The sequence below is a fragment of the Flavobacterium sp. MMLR14_040 genome, from assembly GCF_033657265.1.
In the GTDB taxonomy this organism is placed as follows: Bacteria; Bacteroidota; Bacteroidia; order Flavobacteriales; family Flavobacteriaceae; genus Flavobacterium.
Genome location: NZ_JAWVWO010000006.1, coordinates 140,791 through 159,422 on the forward strand (window position 1 = coordinate 140,791; position 18,632 = coordinate 159,422).

Below are 18,632 nucleotides of genomic sequence, written 5' to 3' on the forward strand. Positions count from 1 at the left end.
AGAAAGTGCGCAAACAAAAATGAATTATTTAGTAAGTCGTAAAATTTGAACTTTAGTAACAAAAAATCAAACAATAAAAAATTTAAACTTCTGTCGGGCTAGGGCAATCATTTTCATAAGAATATTTTCGTGCAGTTTGTCATTTCGAGGAACGAGAAATCTCCGCAAGAAACTCCGCAACGAGAGTCCAATCTTTGTCGAGTTTCTTGCGAAGCTTTCTCCTTCGTCGAAATTGACAAGATGGGATTACTTTGCATTTCAAGGGATTAAAATCTCTTGCTACAAAATAAATCATTCCTCGGAATTTTATAAAGAGTTCCGGAGGAACGGATCATATTGTAGGGATGGATTTTAATCCGTTCATTACAAAATAGCCAGTCTTTGTCGAGCTTCTCGCGGAGATTTCTCGTTCCTCGAAATGACAAACAGTACGTTTTAACGTTACATTACAAAAGATTTTTCTACCAGATCTGCGTGAAAAATATAAAAGGATTTAATTTATAAATTAACATCGAATCGATACCTTAAACATACCAAATTCATTAGACTTTCGTAAATTTGATTTTATTAATTCTCTAATTTAAACCACCAAAATATGCCACATTTTATTATTGATTGTTCCGAAAACGTAATCCGAATGAGATCTGCAGATGAAATCATGCAGGTTGTTTTTGATGCCGCTTTGTCTACGGATCTTTTTATTGCTTCTGAAATTAAGGTTCGCATTAATCCCTTTGCGTATTATAATAACGGAAATAGTTTAGACGATTTTATTCACGTCTTTGGATATATTATGGAAGGTCGAAATACAGATCAAAAAGCCCAATTATCAAAAGCGATTGTAACTAAACTGAATAAAATTCTTTCTGAAGTTCCGGTAATTTCAATTAATATCAAAGATTTTGAGAAAGCCAGTTATTTTAATAAAACCATGATTTAGAACCTAAAATGACAGACAATGATATTACTAAATTGATTTCATTGCTATTTTGTCATAAAAAAAATAATTCCACTTGTTTATTCAAATCTGAATATTAAAGTGGAATTATAGCCTTAATCAATTTTTATCTAACCAAAAATATACTTGTAATTAAGGTTTAAGCTCTGTAAACTTACTATCTGCTTCAAAAGCTTTTTTTACTTTTTCAACTGTAATTTCTTTTGCTACCGAAAACTCAGCTGTTTTTTTAATGTCTTCAGATGAAGCTCCAACCAAAACTTTATACGTTCCGGCTTCTGCAATCCAGGCGCTTTTATTTTCTAAAAACGAAGCCAGATCTTTTGGAGATAATACCAATTGCAATGTTTCACTTTCGCCTGGTTTTAGTTCTTTGGTTTTACCAAAAGCTTTTAATTCTTCTTTTGGTTTATCAATAGATTTTGCGGGAGCCGAAAGGTAAACCTGCACTACTTCTTTACCAGAAACTTTTCCTGTGTTTTTTACGGTGACAGAGACCGTCAGTTTGTCTTTAAAAGTTGGTGCACTTAATTTTACGTCTGTATAATCGAATGTCGTATAAGAATTTCCAAAACCAAACTCGTAAGATGGTTTTACATTAAATGTGTTGTAATAACGGTATCCAACATAAACGCCTTCTTCATAAGTTACCTCTTTCGGATTATTGGCAGGAATTCCGGGGAAATTTTTTGCCGAAGGTGTATCAGCATATTTCATAGGAAAAGTCATTGTCAATTTTCCAGACGGATTTATTTTTCCTGAAACTACATCAGCAACAGAATGTCCGCCTTCCTGACCTGGCTGCCACGCCAGTAAAATAGCATCTACTTTATCTTTCCATGAAGCTGTTTCGATTACACCGCCAATATTTAAAATAACGACAACTTTTTTTCCTTTTGCATGAAAAGCTTTTGAAATTTTATCCAGCATTTCAAGTTCTTCCGTTGCCAGATTGAAGTCATTATCAACTACTCTGTCGTTAAATTCTCCAGAGTTTCTTCCTAAAGTAACGAATGCAATTTCAGAACTTGCTGCTTTTTTAGCAATAAAAGCATCATCCAATTTCAATTCAGGAAGTCTTTCCGGCAAAGCCATAACTCCTTTTTCTTTTCTTCTTTCCTTTTCAGCAAGTACTTCTTTATCAGCGTATGGTTTATACAAATCAACTAATTCCTTATCTAATTTGTAACTTGCAGCAGTCAAACCTTCTAAAAGGGAAACCGTGTGTTTATTGTTGACACTTCCGCTTCCTGTTCCGCCTGTAATCCAGGCGTAAGACGTAACGCCAAATACAGCAACTTCTTTTTGTTTGTCAGCAAAAGGCAATGCATTATTGGTGTTTTTAAGCAAAACTATTCCCTCAGCAGCTGCATTTCTGGTTACTTCGGCATTTTTTGTTAAATTAGGTTTATCGCTGTATTTATATTTGGCAAAAGTTGGTGTGCGGAAAATATATTCTAAAATTCTTTTTGCATTTGCATTTGCCACTTCCTGAGATAATTTACCGGAGTTTAAAGCTTCCAACAATGCTTTTTTCTGTACCGGAATTCCTGGCATCAAAAGATCGTTTCCGGCAATCATTTGTTTTACAACATCAGAACTGGAGCCTTTTTGTATGCTTTCAAAACCCGGAAAACCGCCAAACCAGTCTGTCATTACAATTCCTTTAAAACCCCATTCTTCTCTCAAAACCTGAGTTAATAAATCTTTTCTTGCAGACGTATATTCGCCGTTAAGTTTGTTGTATGAAGACATTACAGTCCACGGCTGCGATTCTTTCACCGTGATTTCAAAACCTTTTAAGTACAATTCCCGAATTGCTCTTTCAGATACATGCGCATTAATTGTTAAACGGTTGGTTTCTTCGTTATTAACCGCAAAATGTTTAATCGAAGTTCCAACGCCCTGCGACTGAATTCCGTTTACGATTGCTGCTGCAGTTTTCCCTGAAATCAGTGGGTCTTCAGAATAATATTCGAAGTTTCTTCCGTTTAAAGGATTTCTGTGGATGTTTAAAGCCGGCGCTAACAAAACGTCAACACCATATTCTTTTACCTCATTTCCCATTGCTTTTCCAACTTCTTCTAACAGTGCTTTATTCCAGGTTGAAGCCAAAGCCGTTCCTACCGGAAATGCCGTTGCATAATAGGTTTTTGTATCATTATCTCTTGTTGGCTGAATTCTTAAACCCGCTGGGCCATCGGCAACAACCGTTGCAGGAATTCCGAAACGCTCAAAAGCAGCAGTTCCGCCGGCAGCTCCCGGAACCAAACCTTTTTTAGAATCTCCAATAGGACCTGTTAAAACTTCGATTCCCGGCATTCCCGTTCCGATAAGCAGTTCTGCCTTTTCTGCGTTTGTCATTTCCTTGATAATCGCATCAATTCTTTGATTATTAGAAAGACGTGTATCTTCCCAAAGATCTAATTTTCCGTTTCTGTTATAATCCGTAAAAGTAAATCCTTTAATAGTTACCTGTGGTGGATTCGTTTCATCATTTGGAATGGTATTCCATGAAACATTAGAAAGTACTAACGCGGTTAAAAGTGACAACTGCGCTGTTTTTATAATTGTTTTTTTCATAATTGGAAATTTAGAAAGTGGTTGAAAATAGTAAAGTTGTAGTATTTGATAATTTTCATTGCTTCATTATGAAGCAATATTAATTACTTTTTTCCGTATCAACAAATAAAATCCCTTAAATTTTCATTTATCATAATTTTACAGAAATAAACCAAATAAATTATTACCGAAATAAATATTCGATTAGGAATAATTTAGAATAAAAAAAGAACCAGAAGGATTGATTTTACAGGAATTTTTAGAATTTTTGCATTATTACACTCATTTATAATTCTCAAAAAGAGTAAATTTGAAAACAAATCAACACAATGGAATTTAAAAAATTACTTGAACAGCAATCTGAAGAAGCGTTTAAAAAATATATTCCGACGCTTTCTATTGACTGTGCTATTTTTAGCTTTCATGAAAATTCCCTTCATGTTTTGACTGTAAAAATGAAGGATCAGGATGCCTGGGGACTTCCCGGAGGTTATGTAGAAAAAGAGGAAAACGTAGATGATGCAGCAGTTCGCATTTTAAAAGACAGAACCGGAACAGAAAATATTTACCTGCAGCAATTTTATACTTTTGGAAATTTAAAACGTTCTGAAAGTGCTTTTGAAGCTTATGATGATAGCATTTGGAACAAACAGCGTTTTGTCTCTATAGGATATTATGCGTTGGCGGAATATTCACAAGTGAAATTAGTGATTGATCAATATTCTAGTGTGGTAGAATGGAAATCTATTGATGATTTACCCGCATTTATGATGGATCACAGAACCATTTTTGATAAAGCCTTACTCACACTTCGGGAACAGTTAAACAATCATCCAATTGGTTATAATCTTTTGCCTGAGAAGTTTACAATGCCGGAACTTCAAAAATTATATGAAGCTATTTTAGGAAAAAAATTGAACCGCGGAAATTTCTATCGCAAAATTCTTCGTTATGATATCCTGACCAAATTAGACGAATCACGTAAAGGCGGCGCGCACAAAGCTCCGGATTTGTATAGTTTTGATTTGGAGAAATATAATAGTGCTTTAAAAGAAGGTTTGAAGGGAAGCTGGTGATTTTTTTTCACCATATAAGTGATGTAAGTTTTTTTTTATAAACTTTGGCGGTGTTTATTTTTTCCACAATCAAGAATTTTTCATAGTAAAGAAACCACAATATTGTCCTCCCGAGGAACGAGGGATCTCATCAAGTAACTCGACAAAGATTGGCGATTTTAATTGTGGAGTTTCTTGCGGCGATCCCTCGTTCCTCGGGAGGACAAAAATACGTATCGCATACTTGATCGTAAAAAAAGCTTTGTCAAAGCTTAAACTTTGACAAAGCTGCTGTTAAGCAAAACTTTTAAATGAACTTATATGACTTATATGGTTTAAAGATTCGCAGCAATTGGAGCCGCCAAACAACTCTCCGGAATATCAAAAGCGTTTACCAAAGCCACAGCATCAGGGCGAATATCCCAACAAAGCTGGTTTACGATTTTACGGATTGTTTTGGTTTTTACGGCTTCCATATACCCGTCTTCAAGATACCAGGCTTTGTTTTTTTCTATCTGCGAAAGCGCGTATAATTGGTATAATTTTGTCAATATTTCTTTTGATTTTTCATCTTCAACTGTTTTTATGGCTTCCTGAAATTGCTCTAAAACAATTCTTTCCAAATATGCCTGCGCTACATCAATCATTTGATGCTGGACCACATTAAAGGCATCGTAAGGTTCTAAACCGCCATCGACCAATTTTTTGATACGTCGGGCTGCAGACGCCAAAATTGTTTTTTCTCTATGGATAAATGCCTGCAAATGAAACTCAGAATCTAATAAATGTTCATCGTCTGTTCTTCTGGTTGCAATTGGATTTTTTTCAGAAATCGCCACTTTTGCATTTTCGTATACATAATTGATGATTCCCAATGAACCCATTTCTCCAAATGCTTTTCTGAATTCAGCTAAACGATTTTTGGCAACTAATTGCATTAAAACGGTATTATCACCTTCAAAAGTGGTGTAAATTTCGGTGTCGTTTTTTAAATCGTCGATTCTGTTTTCAGATAAATAACCTTTGCCGCCAATGGCTTCACGGCATTCCTGCAAAATATCTCTGGTGCTCCAGGTTGAATAGGATTTCATTCCGGCTGCAAGGGCTTCAATTTCCTGCATTTCGGCTTCGGTTTTATTCAGGAAACGATTCGTAAGGTATTGTAATGCAAAGTGAACGGCATAGGTTTTCGCTAAATGCGGAAGTAATCTGCGTTGGTGCATTCTGTAGTTTAAAATCGGAACTTCTGATCCGCCTTCGGGACCAAATTGTCGGCGTTGATCACTGTATCGAATGGCAATTGTCAATCCGGATTTTGCTGCTGCCAATGCTGAGCGCGGAATCCCGATTCGGCCACCAACCAAAGTACCTAACATCGTGAAAAAACGTCTGTTATCACTCGGAATAGGACTTTCAAATTCACCTTTTTCATTTACAGAAGCAAATCTGTCGAGCATATTTTCTTTTGGAATTACAACCTGATTGAAACGAATTGTTCCGTTATCAACGCCATTTAATCCCATTTTATGACCGCAATCGCCAATGGTAATTCCGTTTAACGTATTTCCGTTTGTATCGCGCAGCGGAACCACAAAAGCATTTACGCCGTAATCGTGATCGTTAATAATTAACTTGGCAAAAACGGTTGCCATTTGTCCGTGAACGGCCGCGTTGCCAATATATTCTTTTTGCGCTTTTTCATGCGGTGTATGAATCGTAAATGTTTGATCGTTATGATTGTAAGTTGCCGTGGTTTCTAATCCTTTTACGTTTGAACCGTGATGTGTTTCGGTCATGGCGAAACAGCCCGGGATTTTTAGCGAACCAATATCATTTAAATATTTAGCATAATGCTTTTCGGTTCCTAATGATTGAACGCTCATGCCCCAAAGTCCAAACTGAACGCCAAATTTGATCACCAAACTTAAATCGTGATAACTCAACGTTTCCATAATCGCAAAATAATCGGCTATGTTTTCTCCTCCACCGTATCGCTTTGGATACGCCATATTTCCGAGATTTTCTTCGGCTAAAATTTTACACCAATCGTAAACGGTTTGACGATAAACATTGATGTCTGTAGAAGTTTCATAAGCAAATTCAGGTCTTGAAATAACTGATTTTACTTTTTTTATAATTGCAGCTTCTTTTCCGTCTAAAAGAGCTGTTATTTTTTGAATATCAAAATTAGAATCTGTTTTTGAAGTTGCTGTAAAAGATTCTGCTTTGGTTTTAAAGTTCTGAATTACTTCTTCGCCCAAAACACCCAAATCATTTTCGAGTTTTAAAAATTCCGGTCTTAAAGTCGAAATATCTACGTCTTTTTCTGAAAGTGCTTCGGCAATATCAAAAACCGATTTTATGGATGATTTATCTTTTATACTGCCTTCAATATCCTGTTTCCATTGCGACAATTCATTTCGCGTAGGCGGATTTGAAATATCAACTTTAGAAAGAAGCTGTTGTTTTTCTTCCGGCGAAAGCCAGGTCAAATCATTAATAAATGTTTGAATAGTGGCAAACTCTTTCTGTGTTAAAAGATCATCTGACCACACTAAATAAAATAAGGGAATGAAGGCTTGTAATTTGGTATTTTTCATAAGATTTTGAATCTGGTTGTTTTGCTTTTTTACCACAAATTACACAAATTTTCACAAATTTTTTACCAGCTTAATTTTATAGCTAAAATTAAGAAATTCAATTCGTGGAAATTCGTATAATTCTTGGCAACTTTTAATATGCATTATTACATAAAAAAACAGAAATGAAAAATACTCATTCCTACTTAAATATCCTGTTAAGATTCTGGTAATTTTATGAATGTTTTAGAAAAAGAAGTTGCCACGAATTACACTAATTTTCGCTAATTTTTATCTTCTAATCTTATAAATAAGGTTATAAAGTTTTAATTCGTGAAAATTTGTGCAATTCGTGGCAAACAAAAATTAGCCACAACTTCACGAATGTTCATCAAATATCATTTGAAATCTGACTATGTCAATTTGGAGTTTTCAGGTTCGTGAAGTTTGTGGCAAAAAGTTTAAGCGTTTTTTGAAGCCGGCGTATATCGTTGCTTCAACGCAAAAAGGTGATGCGAGTTAAACACTAAAACGGCTATAAAAATAATACTGTAAGCTGTTATTTGTAAAATCGTGATATTTTCGTGATACACAAAAGTGGCCAACCCGAAGGCAATCATTGGGTTTATGTTCAACAACATTCCAACTGTTGATGAATTAATGCCGGAAAGTGCATATAAATTAAGGAACAACGGGAAAATCGTAAATAAAATAGCAATGGTTTCGATACAGAAATAAAACTTAAATTCTGTTGGAACCGGACCGCTGTACGCCGGATAAAATGGCAATAAAATCAAGGCTGCCAAGGTTATATGAAACGTAAGAACGATAAATTTGTCAAAACCTTTATTGACACGCTGGCTTACTAAATAACAGGCATAGGTAAATCCTATTATAATGCTGAAAAACATATCCATAATATCGGCATACGACAAAAGTAAACAGCCGGAAATACTTAATCCTACAGAAATCCATTGGGTTTTGCTTAGTTTTTCATGCAAAAGAAAATACGCCAAGAGAGTCGTTAAAATTGGACAAACCAAATACGCCAATGAAGTTGCTTTTACACTAACATGATTCATTACATAAATGAATGTGAACCAGTTTAACATCAGGAAAACGCTTCCGCCAATGTTTAATAAAAGTGCTTTTCGTTTTTCTGATTTTGGTAATGCTTTGAAGGTTTCGATTGTTTCTTTTACTTTTTTTCGTTTGAAAGCAAAAGAAATCAGCAACATTAAAATACTACAGCTAAAAACACGAAAGAATAAAATATCCAATGAGGCATATTCGTGAATTGGTTTTAGCACAAGGCTAAAAAATCCCCAAATGGTGTATGCCGTTATGGCTGCGATGTAGTATTTTGTTGTTTTCACGGATTTTGGTTTTTGGTTTGTTTTTGTGATGAAACAAATTTCTTAAAAATAAATAAGCAATACAGATACAGTTTTTGTAAATTGCACCATAACAGTTTTTTTTTATGAGAAATTCTAATTACTTGTATCTGCAATTTGCCGACCGGATTGAAAAGCAAATCAAATCGGGCGTTTTAAGTGTTGGCGATAAACTGCCTTCGATTCGTGAAGTAGTGGCCGAAACCGGTTACAGCATGAGCACGGTCAGCAAGGCGTATTACGAAGTCGAGAGCCGATCTTTGATTGAATCGCGGCCGCAATCCGGCTATTATGTGAGTAATACATCTGCAAGAATTATCACGGAACCTTCACCGAGCAGTCCGGTTTTGAAATGCCTAAACATTGATCGCGAGGATTTAATAGATCAGGTTTACCGCAATATGACGGATAAAAGTATTACGATGCTTTCTTTGGGCTTTCCATCGAATGAACTTTTGCCAATTGCCAAGTTGAACAAGGGAATTATTCAGGCAACACGCCAACTCGCAAATAGCGGAACGAGTTATGAGGAAGTGCAGGGAAATTTGAATTTAAGGAAAGAAATTGGACGCTGGTCGTTTACGTGGGGTGGCTCGCTGACAGAAAATGATATTATTACAATGCCGGGTTGTACAAGTGCTATATCGCATTGTTTGATGACTTTAACGAAACCCGGCGATACGATTATTACAGAAAGTCCTGCATATTTTGGTGTTTTGCAACTGGCTAAATCACTCGGTTTGTATATTATGGAATTACCAACAAATATGACAACGGGAATTGAACTGGACGCTTTAAAAAAGGCGCTTGCTACAAAAAAAGTAAAACTTTGTTTGTTGATGAGTAATTTTAGCAATCCGTCTGGAAGTATGATGCCGGTTGAACATAAAAAAGAGGTTGTAAAGCTGATGGAATTCTATGATGTTCCGTTGATTGAAGATGATATTCACGGTGATTTGTACTTTGGCTCGAGCCGACCAACGAATTGCAAAACTTACGACGAAAGCGGCATTGTGCTTTGCTGTAGTTCGGTTTCTAAAACTTTGGCGCCGGGTTATCGCGTGGGTTGGGTTTCGCCGGGGAAATTTAAAAAACAGATTCTGCGAAATAAAATTTATCACACGCTCTCCTCGCCTACTATTACGCACGAAGTTGTGGGTGATTTTTTAAAAAACGGACGTTATGAAAATCACCTTCGCAAAATACGCCAAATCTTACATCAAAATTGCAATAATTATATCAATACGGTTTTAGAATATTTTCCGGAAGGAACAAAAGTGAGCCAGCCTCAGGGCGGTTTTTTTCTGTGGATTGAATTGGATAAAAGCATTGATACGGCGGCTTTTTATCATTTGGCTATGCAACATAAAATTAGCTTTGCGCCAGGAAGAATTTTCTCTTTTCAGGATCAGTTTTCGAATTGTATGCGACTGAGTTTTGGTTTGCCGTGGACAAATGAATTGCGACATTCTATACAGACGTTGGGGAAATTGCTTAAAACCTGATGTTGTATTGCGATAAACCCGACAGGTTTTAAAAACCTGTCGGGTTTGATATACGTATAGTTTGTCATTTCGACGCAGGAGAAATCACACATGAAACTCTACAAAGAAAATCGACAATCTTTGTCATGAAACGCAGATGACACGGATTTGCTTTGCAAAGACGCGGATTTAAACGGATTTTTACCTTAATTACAAAAACTTAGTTGGTAGGAACGAAGGATAACATCCGCAAATCGACAAAGATTGGCGATTTTCTTTGCGGAACTTCTAGTGTGATCCTTCCTTCGTCAGGATGACAAACTGAACAAAAAAACCTTATGGAAACGAGTGCCCTAGCCCCGATAGTAGTGGAAAGCCCGGAGCTAAAAAAACTAATTTTTCTTGCCAGAAAACAGCGACCAGCGGAAGCTCGTTTTATGGCTTAGAAAAATAGTTTTTTTAGCGAGGACTTGAAACGGATAGCGGGATTAGCTTCTAATAAAAATTTAAATTCCAATTTTGAAATTCCAAATTCGAGATCCAAATTACAATTTTGAAATTCCAAAAATAAAAACAAAAAAACCAGACAACACAAAAGCGTTGTCTGGTTTACAATTAAATAGACTAATATTAATTAAAGAACAAAGTACTCGTTTCCGGTAAGTTTTGCCGGTTCTGGTTTGAGATCAAATTCTTTAATGATGTCAAACTCAACCTGAAACTCGTTTAGCATTTGCATTAAATTCTTTTCGATTGCCTGAGAAATAGCCGTTACCGGCGTATCTGTTGGTCTGTTTTCGAAAGGGTCCTGCAAGTGAATTGCCATTTTTTCGATCAAAAAGAAGGTTCCTGCAATAATTGTAATTAAAGGTATCGCGAACCAGCTTAATAAATCAATTAATCCGAAAGGCAATAAAATAATAAACAAACACAATGTCATTCTGATATACATACTATATGTGGTTGGGAAAATCGTGTTTTTAATTCTTTCACATTTACCCATCGCGTCACATAATCTTGTCAATGTATTGTCAATTTCCACTTGTTGATAAGTGTTGAAACGCTTGTCTTTTCTGGCATTTCGCAAATCTCTGGCGTGCAGTAATAAAATTGCATTTGGAATATTCTGATGATTTTTTACAAAATTCAGTTCTTCTTCGGTAATGAAATTTTTGATGGGTTTTATGGCATCTTTATTTCGCAAAGCCTGCCCTAAACTGTAACACCATGCAATTTGTCTTTTAGTAAAATTTTCCTTAAAATCATTGGCTTCAACAGAAAAATCAGGGTCTTTATAAAACGTTAATACTTGTCTAATCAACGTTCTGGATTCATTTACGATTGATCCCCAAATAATTCTTGCTTCCCACCATCTGTCATAAGCCTGATTGGATTTAAAGGCTAATAATAAGGATATAATGGTACCAACCATTGTTGGTATTGCGATCGGAATATCAACGGAAATATTGATGAAATAGTGGTGAAAAACTTCAAATAATATGGTATAAGCCATTACAAGACCTAATTCCACCTTAATTTTTCCGAGAACGTACCTCATTGGAATTCTTTTCTTTAATAACATATTTTTTAGTTTTAAATTAAACTTATTTTGTTTTTAAGAACGGGACTTATGCCAATTCTTCGTAAAGCGATAAAACAGGAAGTCCCAGTTTATCTGTGCTATTTTCTTTCTTTGTTTTTTTGAATTTGATTTTTTCGCCTTTACGGGTTTCTACCAATAAATCGATATCATATTTTGAAATGGCTTCAGACAAATAAGGTGCAAATTGTTCGTAATTGTCATCAAAATTGGCCGTTTGGCTTACGATTTCATAAGAGAAATTTTTGCTCAAAAACTGCTGAACATCTTTTACATGCATGCTTGCTCTGGCATTTTCGATGTAAAGTGCTTTATTGAAATCATTTTTAAGAGATTCTGCACCTAAATGTAAAATTGGGCATTTTTGATTCCCGGCTAATTTTACTGCATATTGATGAATGCGCTTTGTTTCTTGCTTGTAAGAATGTGTGAGAATAACTAGTTTTATGGCAAAGGCATCGATAATTCCTTTAAAAATTGGTGCAGAAAGTCCGTATTGATTGTGCACTTTTATTTTGCAATTATCTGTGTGCGCGATAATGTAACGGCACGTTTCCAAAACTTCTTCCTGGCTTGTGGTTAGGCTTGTTTTCATTTCACGCAAAAATTGTGAAGATGAAAAAGTATCCGGAGTATCAGAAACCATCATTAATATAATCTCGCAATTGGTATTTTTTGCCTGATTAACTGCTGATTTTACAGCGCTGATAGTATCTTGTTCTAATGTGGTAGGTATAAGGAAATTTTTCATATGTATAATCGTTTAGTTTATACATACAAAATAACATCGTGCAGATTAGAAGGATATTAATCTAAAATTAGAATTTCCTAAGATTCAACATTAGAATTTTTAATGTTGGTTTTCTTTACTTTTTTCTTAAAAATAATGGTTACGATTGTTCCTTTGTTTTGTTCCGATTGTACCTGGATTTCACCATCGTGCATTCTGATAATTTTGGATGCCAAAGGAAGTCCTAAACCGTAGCCAATATATTTGGCAGCAATTTTTCCTCTAAAGAAAGGTTCGTATAAGTGCGGAATATCTTCTGGCGGAATTCCAATTCCGATATCGTTTATTGAAATCTTAATCCAGTCACTATTAGCCGAAAGCGTCACGAAAACTTCATTATTATCAGAGTATTTGACACCGTTTGTAATAATATTATTGATTGCCAGCTCTAAAAGTGGTTTATTGCACGGAATTAAAAGTAAATTAGAATCTGTTGGAACAAAATTCAGTTTGATACTCACGCGGTTGTCCGGATAAATTTTATCCAAATCAGATTTTACATCCATTAATAATTCATCGATTCTGGCGATATCCAAAACCTGTTTTTTGCCGTCGTAGCCTGTTTGGGTCAATTTTAATAAACTTTCGGTTAGATTTCCTAATCTTGAAGCCTGACTGTAAATGTTTTGTAATGATTCGATATATTCTGAAACTTCTCTTTCTTTTAAAAGCATAATTTCAGACTCGGCAATAATTGTGGTAATTGGAGTTTTTAATTCGTGAGAAGCATTATTAATGAAGTTTGCCTGAATTTCGAAAGAGGTTTCCAATCTATCCAGCATATCGTTAAAGGTATGGGTAAGATCTGAAATTTCATCAGAGTTCTTGACTTCAGGCAGCCTGTTATGCAAATTTGAAGCGCTAATTCGATTTACCTCTCTCGTAATTCTCGCCACAGGGTTAATCACGCGTTTAGCCAGAAGACGCCCTAAAAAGAAGGCCAGAATTATAAAAGCAAAACCGCCAAAAACTAATATTTTTACGATATAAACGGTTGTCGTTTTTCCGCGTCGGTCTCTTGCCCCCACAATTACAATATATTTCTGATTGTTTTCGGTGAAAACCTGACCTAAATAATACTTGCTGTTTATTTCAAAATAGTCTTTTCCCGTTTCGAGAATAGTAGAATAAAATGAATTGGGTAAATTTAATTTTGTATTATAGTCAAAACTATTGGCGCTGTTGATTTTAAGAACATATTCTTCTTCTTCAATAAGTTCTTCCAGTCCGTTTTTTTTAAGATTGCTGTAGTATTTTATTTTTTCGGGATCGTCCTGAAAATGAATCGAAGCCACGATTTTTGCTCTGTCTTCTAGTCTTTTTAAGAAATGATATCTGTTGTTTTCACGAAATAATACAAAAACTACAACGCACAATAACAGCGTACTAAAGGTAGAAAGTGCAACATAAGTAAAAGTAATTTTTTTTCTTATATCCATTTTATTCTTGTATAACGTAACCTAAACCTTTCATGGTATGAATAAGTTTGGTTGTAAAAGGTTTGTCTATTTTTTTTCTTAAATAATTGATATAAACATCCACAACATTGGTGTTCATATCAAAATTAATGTCCCAGACATTATCTAAAATCTGGTCTCTGGATACAATTCTGCCCGTATTTTTGGCTAAATAATAGAGCAGCTTAAACTCTTTAGCAGTTAAAACAATCTGTTCTCCTTCGCGTTTTACCGTTTTTGCCTGACTGTTTATTTCTAAATCTCCAATTACTATGGCATCTACTTTTTCAGTTTCCTGATGAGCTCTTCGGTTTAAAGCGTTTACTCTTGCATCGAGTTCGCCAAACTTAAAGGGTTTTACCAGATAATCATCGGCTCCGGCATTGAGTCCGGTTACAATATTTTCTGAAGTTCCAAGTGCTGTTAAAAGCAAAATTGGGACGAAATTTTTATCGGCACGTAATCTTCTGCAAATTTCAATTCCGTTAATGTCAGGTAACATTACGTCTAAAATTACTACATCAAAAGTATAGTTTTCAATCATCTCCAAAGCCGTTTTACCATCAAGAGCTACGCTGACATCATTGTTGTTTTCAGCAAAGCCTTTACGTAAAATAGAGAGTAGATTTGGTTCGTCTTCGACTATAAGTAATTTCATTGATAGAGGTATTATTAACAAAAATAGCAATTGAGTTTAAAATATAAATCACAATAATTTAGAATTATGAATTTATTATGAAGAAATCATTTTTGAAGTGGAAAAAATGAAGTTCTCGTTATTAATGGGTACAATAACAAAGAAGTCTTATTTTAAAAGGTTTCTCCCGCATTTAGATAAAATCCTTTAGAACTATTGCCCCAGGCCTGATCAACAATCAAATTGGTTCGGGTTGCTTTATCTATTAAGATTCTCAAACCTAAACCCGCTGCAGGCTGAACGGAATGAAAAAGTTTTGTATTAGTATCCGGATTACTTGTAGTTACAAAATTCGTAAATACAACTCCGCTGAACATTTGATTACAGGTAATTGGAAAACGAAATTCAGATGCCAGATAAATTAAGTTTGTTCCTCTGAATAATCCTTGTGTATAGCCTTCTCCGCTTCGGCTCCGTTGATCCCAGCCAATTGCCGGTAAATTTAAGTAAGGAACTTTACCACTCGTCACAAATTGTCCATAAGCCCAAAGTGCTAAAATATATCGTTCATTTTTTTGTGAAACAGGAATGAAGTTACGATATTCTGCAAAAAGAATATTACTATTATCTTGATTTTTAAACAATACGGGATTAAAACGATAATTTAAATTGGCAAACCAGCCGCGACTTGCATTAACCTGATTGTCCCTTGAATCGTAAACTAAATTAAGACTCACACCTGTCAAAAAATACTCCAGATTATCAAATTTATATTTTTGACTATAGTCGTAATGATAAGTCGTTTTTCCGTTTTCCAGATCCAGTTCTTTATCTACTATATTAGCGTACCAATCGATATTGATTCCACCACCAACATAAAAATTCTTTTTCACTTCAAAAGAAGCAGTTTGGTGAAATTTAAAATAATTATAATCCATTGGCTGCGCAAGCGAATCAATTCTAAACCCCTTTGGTTTATCTCTGGCGGGCGGAATTATATTGGTACCTAAGCCATAATTCGGCTGTGAAAATATATAGATTCGATAATCACCACTTAAAAATATCTTATTATTTTTTAATAAAATATTGTTTTTGATATTTACCAGCCATTGTTTTTTCGTAGTATAGGTTATTCCAACATTCGCTATTGAATATTTATCGGCTTTTTCTTTTCCTTTAAAAGTATATTGCGCAACTGCTCCATAAAAAAATCCCGTCGCAGGCTGTGAACCAATCGCCGGAATAATTAAAAAGAAACTGTTTTTTATGGGTTTAACCACGTAAACAGAATCTTTCTTTTTGAAGATTTCTACTATAGTTTTTGGAGGACAAAGTTGTGAAGTAATAGAATCGGTTTGAGCAATTGAAACAGAAGGTATAAAAAACAGTAATCCTAAGATTTTATATTTCACTTGAAAACAATTATTTTTTAAAAATTTTACCATTTGAAAGCTTTAATTTTTTCGAATAATAATTAACCTTATCGTAAATATAAGTCTTATTTTCAACATCTTACACTAATACACTTACAAATTAAATCGATATCTCAAGTAAATATTATTGAAGAGAAGCATTAAAAGAGATCAATTATCTGAGTTAATTATTATAATTTCGCTTTAAATAATCAGCAAGACAACTTTGAAAAAAGAATCAGAATATTTCCTTGATAAAGAATACGATACCATTATTTATGGTAAGGACGATCTTAATTTTAAGGATTTTGAATGCTGTATTTTTAATAATTGTAACTTTTCTGCCTGTACTTTTCTGGCCGTGACTTTTATTGATTGTGTTTTTAATGATTGTATTTTTAGTGAAGCTAAAATCAATTATGTAGCTTTTAGAACTGCTACATTCAATCGATGTGAAATTAAAGAAGTGAATTTTGCAATGTGTGATAAACTGATTTTTGAAGTTCATTTTTACGATTGCATTCTCGATTTTTCGAAGTTTTACACTTTAAAAATAAAGGGAACTACTTTTAACAATTGCAGTTTAATCGCTGTAGATTTTATGGCAACCGACCTTACAAGTGTTTTGTTTGAGAATTGTGATTTATATCGATCTGAATTTGATAAAGCCATTGCCAACAAAGCCGATTTTAAAACGAGTTATAATTATACTATTGATCCTTCAAAAACAAAATTAAAGAAAGCTGTTTTTGCTTTGAAGGAAGTAAAAGGGCTGTTGTTTAAGCATGATGTTGTGGTGAGTTAAGCAAAAATCGAACACCAATTTCACGAATTGACACTAATTTTAATACTTAGCGAGTTGGTGAAATTAATTTCAACAACTAATTCGTGTCAATTCGTGAAATTCGTGTTTAGAATTTCTTCTCCATCACATAATCTTCCATCAAATAACCATTTCCAATTTCTATGTCAACTGTTTCCTTAATTTCAAAACCTATTTTTTTATAGAAACTTAAAGCAGAATTAAAACGATTTACGTTTAAAACTAATGTTGTTGAATGGTTCTCTAAAGCCATTTTTGCAATTTCATCAATAACTGTTTTACCAATGCCTTTTCCCTGCGTTTCTGGCAAAAGATAGATTTTATGAATTTTCGTAATGGCTTCATTTTTATAATGATGCTCAATTCCGATAAAACCAATTGTAGATTCTGTATCTGAAATTAGATAAAATAATTGTTCTTTATTCTTGATTTGCTTCGTCAGCGCTTCATCAGAATAAAACAAACCTAACATATAATCTAATTGCGTCTGAGACAAAATTTCGCCATAAGTAATAGGCCACGTGATATTTGTAATTTCCTGAATTGTTTTGATATCACTTAAACCTGCTTCTGAAATTGTAATCATATTCTAAAATGCTTTATTATTTAGTGAAAATCTGGTTTTCCTGTTCGCTTACGCGGATGAAAGTTGTACGTTTTGTCAGTTCTTTCAATCTTGAAGCACCAACATAAGTACAAGTACTTCTTAATCCGCCTAAAATATCTAAAACTGTATTTATGACTTTTCCTCTAAAAGGAACTTTAACTGTTTTTCCTTCGCTTGCTCTGTATTCTGCTACTCCTCCAACATGTTTGTCCATTGCAGTTGTCGAACTCATTCCGTAAAATTGTTTGAATTTTTCGCCGTTGACTTCGATTAATTCTCCTCCACTTTCTGTGTGTCCGGCCAACATTCCGCCCAACATTACAAAATCTGAACCTGCACCAAAAGCTTTGGCTACATCGCCTGGCGTACTGCAGCCGCCGTCGCTGATAATATGTCCGCCTAGACCGTGAGCTGCATCGGCACATTCTATAATTGCCGAAAGCTGTGGATATCCAACTCCAGTTTTTACACGTGTTGTGCAAACCGAACCTGGTCCAATTCCTACTTTTACAATATCTGCTCCAGCCAACAATAATTCTTCGACCATTTCTCCGGTAACGACATTTCCGGCAATAATTACTTTATCAGGATATTGTTTTCGGGTTTGTTTTAAAAACTGCACAAAATGCTCTGAATAGCCATTGGCAACATCAATGCAAATGAATTTCAGCAACGGATTTTCGGTAATAATTTGACCGATTTTGGTAAAATCTTCTTTTCCGGTTCCAGTGCTAATGGCTATATAATCGTAGAAGTCTGGTGTAACTTTCGATAAAAAAGTCTTCCATTCTTCTGGTGTATAATGCTTGTGAATGGCTGTAAAGAGTTTTTCTTTCGCCAAAACTTCTGCCATTTCAAAGGTTCCAACTGTATCCATATTCGCTGCCATAATCGGAATTCCTGTCCAATTTGTGGTGCTGTGCAAAAATTTAAAATTTCGTTCTAAAGAAACTTCAGACCGGCTTTTTAGCGTTGATCTTTTTGGGCGTATCATTACATCTTTAAATCCTAATTTCAGATCAGTTTCTATTCTCATAAGTTTGAAGTTTTGGTTACTTTCAAATATAGGAATTTTTGATTTTAGATTGTGGATTTTAGACTTTAGATTATTGAAAACTTTGTGGTTAATTATGGTACGAGGTGACGCGGATTCGCTATGCGAAGACGTGAATTTTACACGGATTTTTATTTTAATTTCGCAGAGATTCACAAAGATTGCACGGAGGTTCACCAAGTTTTTAATTGGAGCGCGTTTCGACTTCGCTCAACATGAC

Annotated in this window: 14 protein-coding genes; 4 read left to right on the forward strand and 10 right to left on the reverse strand. The window is 34.7% G+C overall.

Annotation, left to right across the window (positions count from 1 at the left end; genetic code table 11):
- Positions 1–595: 595 nt before the first annotated feature.
- Positions 596–940, forward strand: coding sequence for a 5-carboxymethyl-2-hydroxymuconate Delta-isomerase (locus SD960_RS10565; protein WP_318802825.1), 345 nt, complete (start codon positions 596–598; stop codon positions 938–940).
- Between the two features lie 150 nt (positions 941–1,090).
- On the opposite strand, the gene SD960_RS10570 is transcribed toward SD960_RS10565, so the two are convergent.
- Positions 1,091–3,541: a glycoside hydrolase family 3 C-terminal domain-containing protein gene (locus SD960_RS10570; RefSeq protein WP_318802826.1), complete on the reverse strand. Its 2,451-nt coding sequence runs from the start codon at positions 3,539–3,541 to the stop codon at positions 1,091–1,093.
- A gap of 308 nt (positions 3,542–3,849) precedes the next feature.
- Here SD960_RS10570 and SD960_RS10575 point away from each other — a divergent pair, with 308 nt between their 5' ends.
- The gene (locus SD960_RS10575) at positions 3,850–4,596 is read left to right on the forward strand and encodes an NUDIX hydrolase (RefSeq protein WP_318802828.1); all 747 of its coding nucleotides are present in this window, start codon (positions 3,850–3,852) and stop codon (positions 4,594–4,596) included.
- A 314-nt stretch (positions 4,597–4,910) separates the two neighbouring features.
- On the opposite strand, the gene SD960_RS10580 is transcribed toward SD960_RS10575, so the two are convergent.
- On the reverse strand, positions 4,911–7,175 hold the full coding sequence (locus tag SD960_RS10580; RefSeq protein ID WP_318802830.1) for an acyl-CoA dehydrogenase: 2,265 nt from the start codon (positions 7,173–7,175) through the stop codon (positions 4,911–4,913).
- 440 nt (positions 7,176–7,615) lie between these two features.
- On the reverse strand, positions 7,616–8,530 hold the full coding sequence (locus SD960_RS10585) for an EamA family transporter (RefSeq protein WP_318802831.1): 915 nt from the start codon (positions 8,528–8,530) through the stop codon (positions 7,616–7,618).
- Positions 8,531–8,634: 104 nt separating this feature from the next.
- On the opposite strand from SD960_RS10585, the gene SD960_RS10590 reads away from it, so the two are divergent.
- Positions 8,635–10,053 carry a PLP-dependent aminotransferase family protein gene (locus SD960_RS10590; protein WP_318802833.1) on the forward strand — a complete coding sequence of 473 codons (1,419 nt, stop codon included), beginning with the start codon at positions 8,635–8,637 and terminating at the stop codon, positions 10,051–10,053.
- A gap of 613 nt (positions 10,054–10,666) precedes the next feature.
- Here SD960_RS10590 and SD960_RS10595 read toward each other — a convergent pair.
- The 5 genes from SD960_RS10595 to SD960_RS10615 all read right to left on the reverse strand — a co-directional run bounded on the left by SD960_RS10595 (position 10,667) and on the right by SD960_RS10615 (position 15,928).
- Complete coding sequence (locus tag SD960_RS10595; RefSeq protein ID WP_318802834.1) at positions 10,667–11,614, reverse strand: bestrophin family protein; 948 nt, start codon at positions 11,612–11,614, stop codon at positions 10,667–10,669.
- Positions 11,615–11,660: 46 nt separating this feature from the next.
- Positions 11,661–12,383 carry a hypothetical protein gene (locus tag SD960_RS10600; protein WP_318802835.1) on the reverse strand — a complete coding sequence of 241 codons (723 nt, stop codon included), beginning with the start codon at positions 12,381–12,383 and terminating at the stop codon, positions 11,661–11,663.
- Between the two features lie 77 nt (positions 12,384–12,460).
- Positions 12,461–13,861: a HAMP domain-containing sensor histidine kinase gene (locus SD960_RS10605; RefSeq protein ID WP_318802838.1), complete on the reverse strand. Its 1,401-nt coding sequence runs from the start codon at positions 13,859–13,861 to the stop codon at positions 12,461–12,463.
- A gap of 1 nt (position 13,862) precedes the next feature.
- Positions 13,863–14,537 carry a response regulator transcription factor gene (locus tag SD960_RS10610; RefSeq protein ID WP_318802839.1) on the reverse strand — a complete coding sequence of 225 codons (675 nt, stop codon included), beginning with the start codon at positions 14,535–14,537 and terminating at the stop codon, positions 13,863–13,865.
- A gap of 152 nt (positions 14,538–14,689) precedes the next feature.
- A complete protein-coding gene (locus SD960_RS10615; protein WP_318802841.1) occupies positions 14,690–15,928 on the reverse strand; it encodes a BamA/TamA family outer membrane protein in 1,239 nt (412 codons plus the stop codon).
- Positions 15,929–16,154: 226 nt separating this feature from the next.
- Between SD960_RS10615 and SD960_RS10620 the strand changes: the two genes are divergently transcribed.
- On the forward strand, positions 16,155–16,733 hold the full coding sequence (locus tag SD960_RS10620; protein WP_318802843.1) for a pentapeptide repeat-containing protein: 579 nt from the start codon (positions 16,155–16,157) through the stop codon (positions 16,731–16,733).
- Positions 16,734–16,839: 106 nt separating this feature from the next.
- Here SD960_RS10620 and SD960_RS10625 read toward each other — a convergent pair whose 3' ends face one another.
- Positions 16,840–17,337 (reverse strand): GNAT family N-acetyltransferase, encoded by a 498-nt coding sequence (locus tag SD960_RS10625; protein WP_318802844.1) that lies wholly within the window; start codon positions 17,335–17,337, stop codon positions 16,840–16,842.
- Between the two features lie 16 nt (positions 17,338–17,353).
- Entirely contained in the window at positions 17,354–18,394 is a 1,041-nt protein-coding gene (locus SD960_RS10630; RefSeq protein WP_318802846.1) for a GMP reductase, read from the reverse strand.
- Positions 18,395–18,632 lie beyond the last annotated feature (238 nt).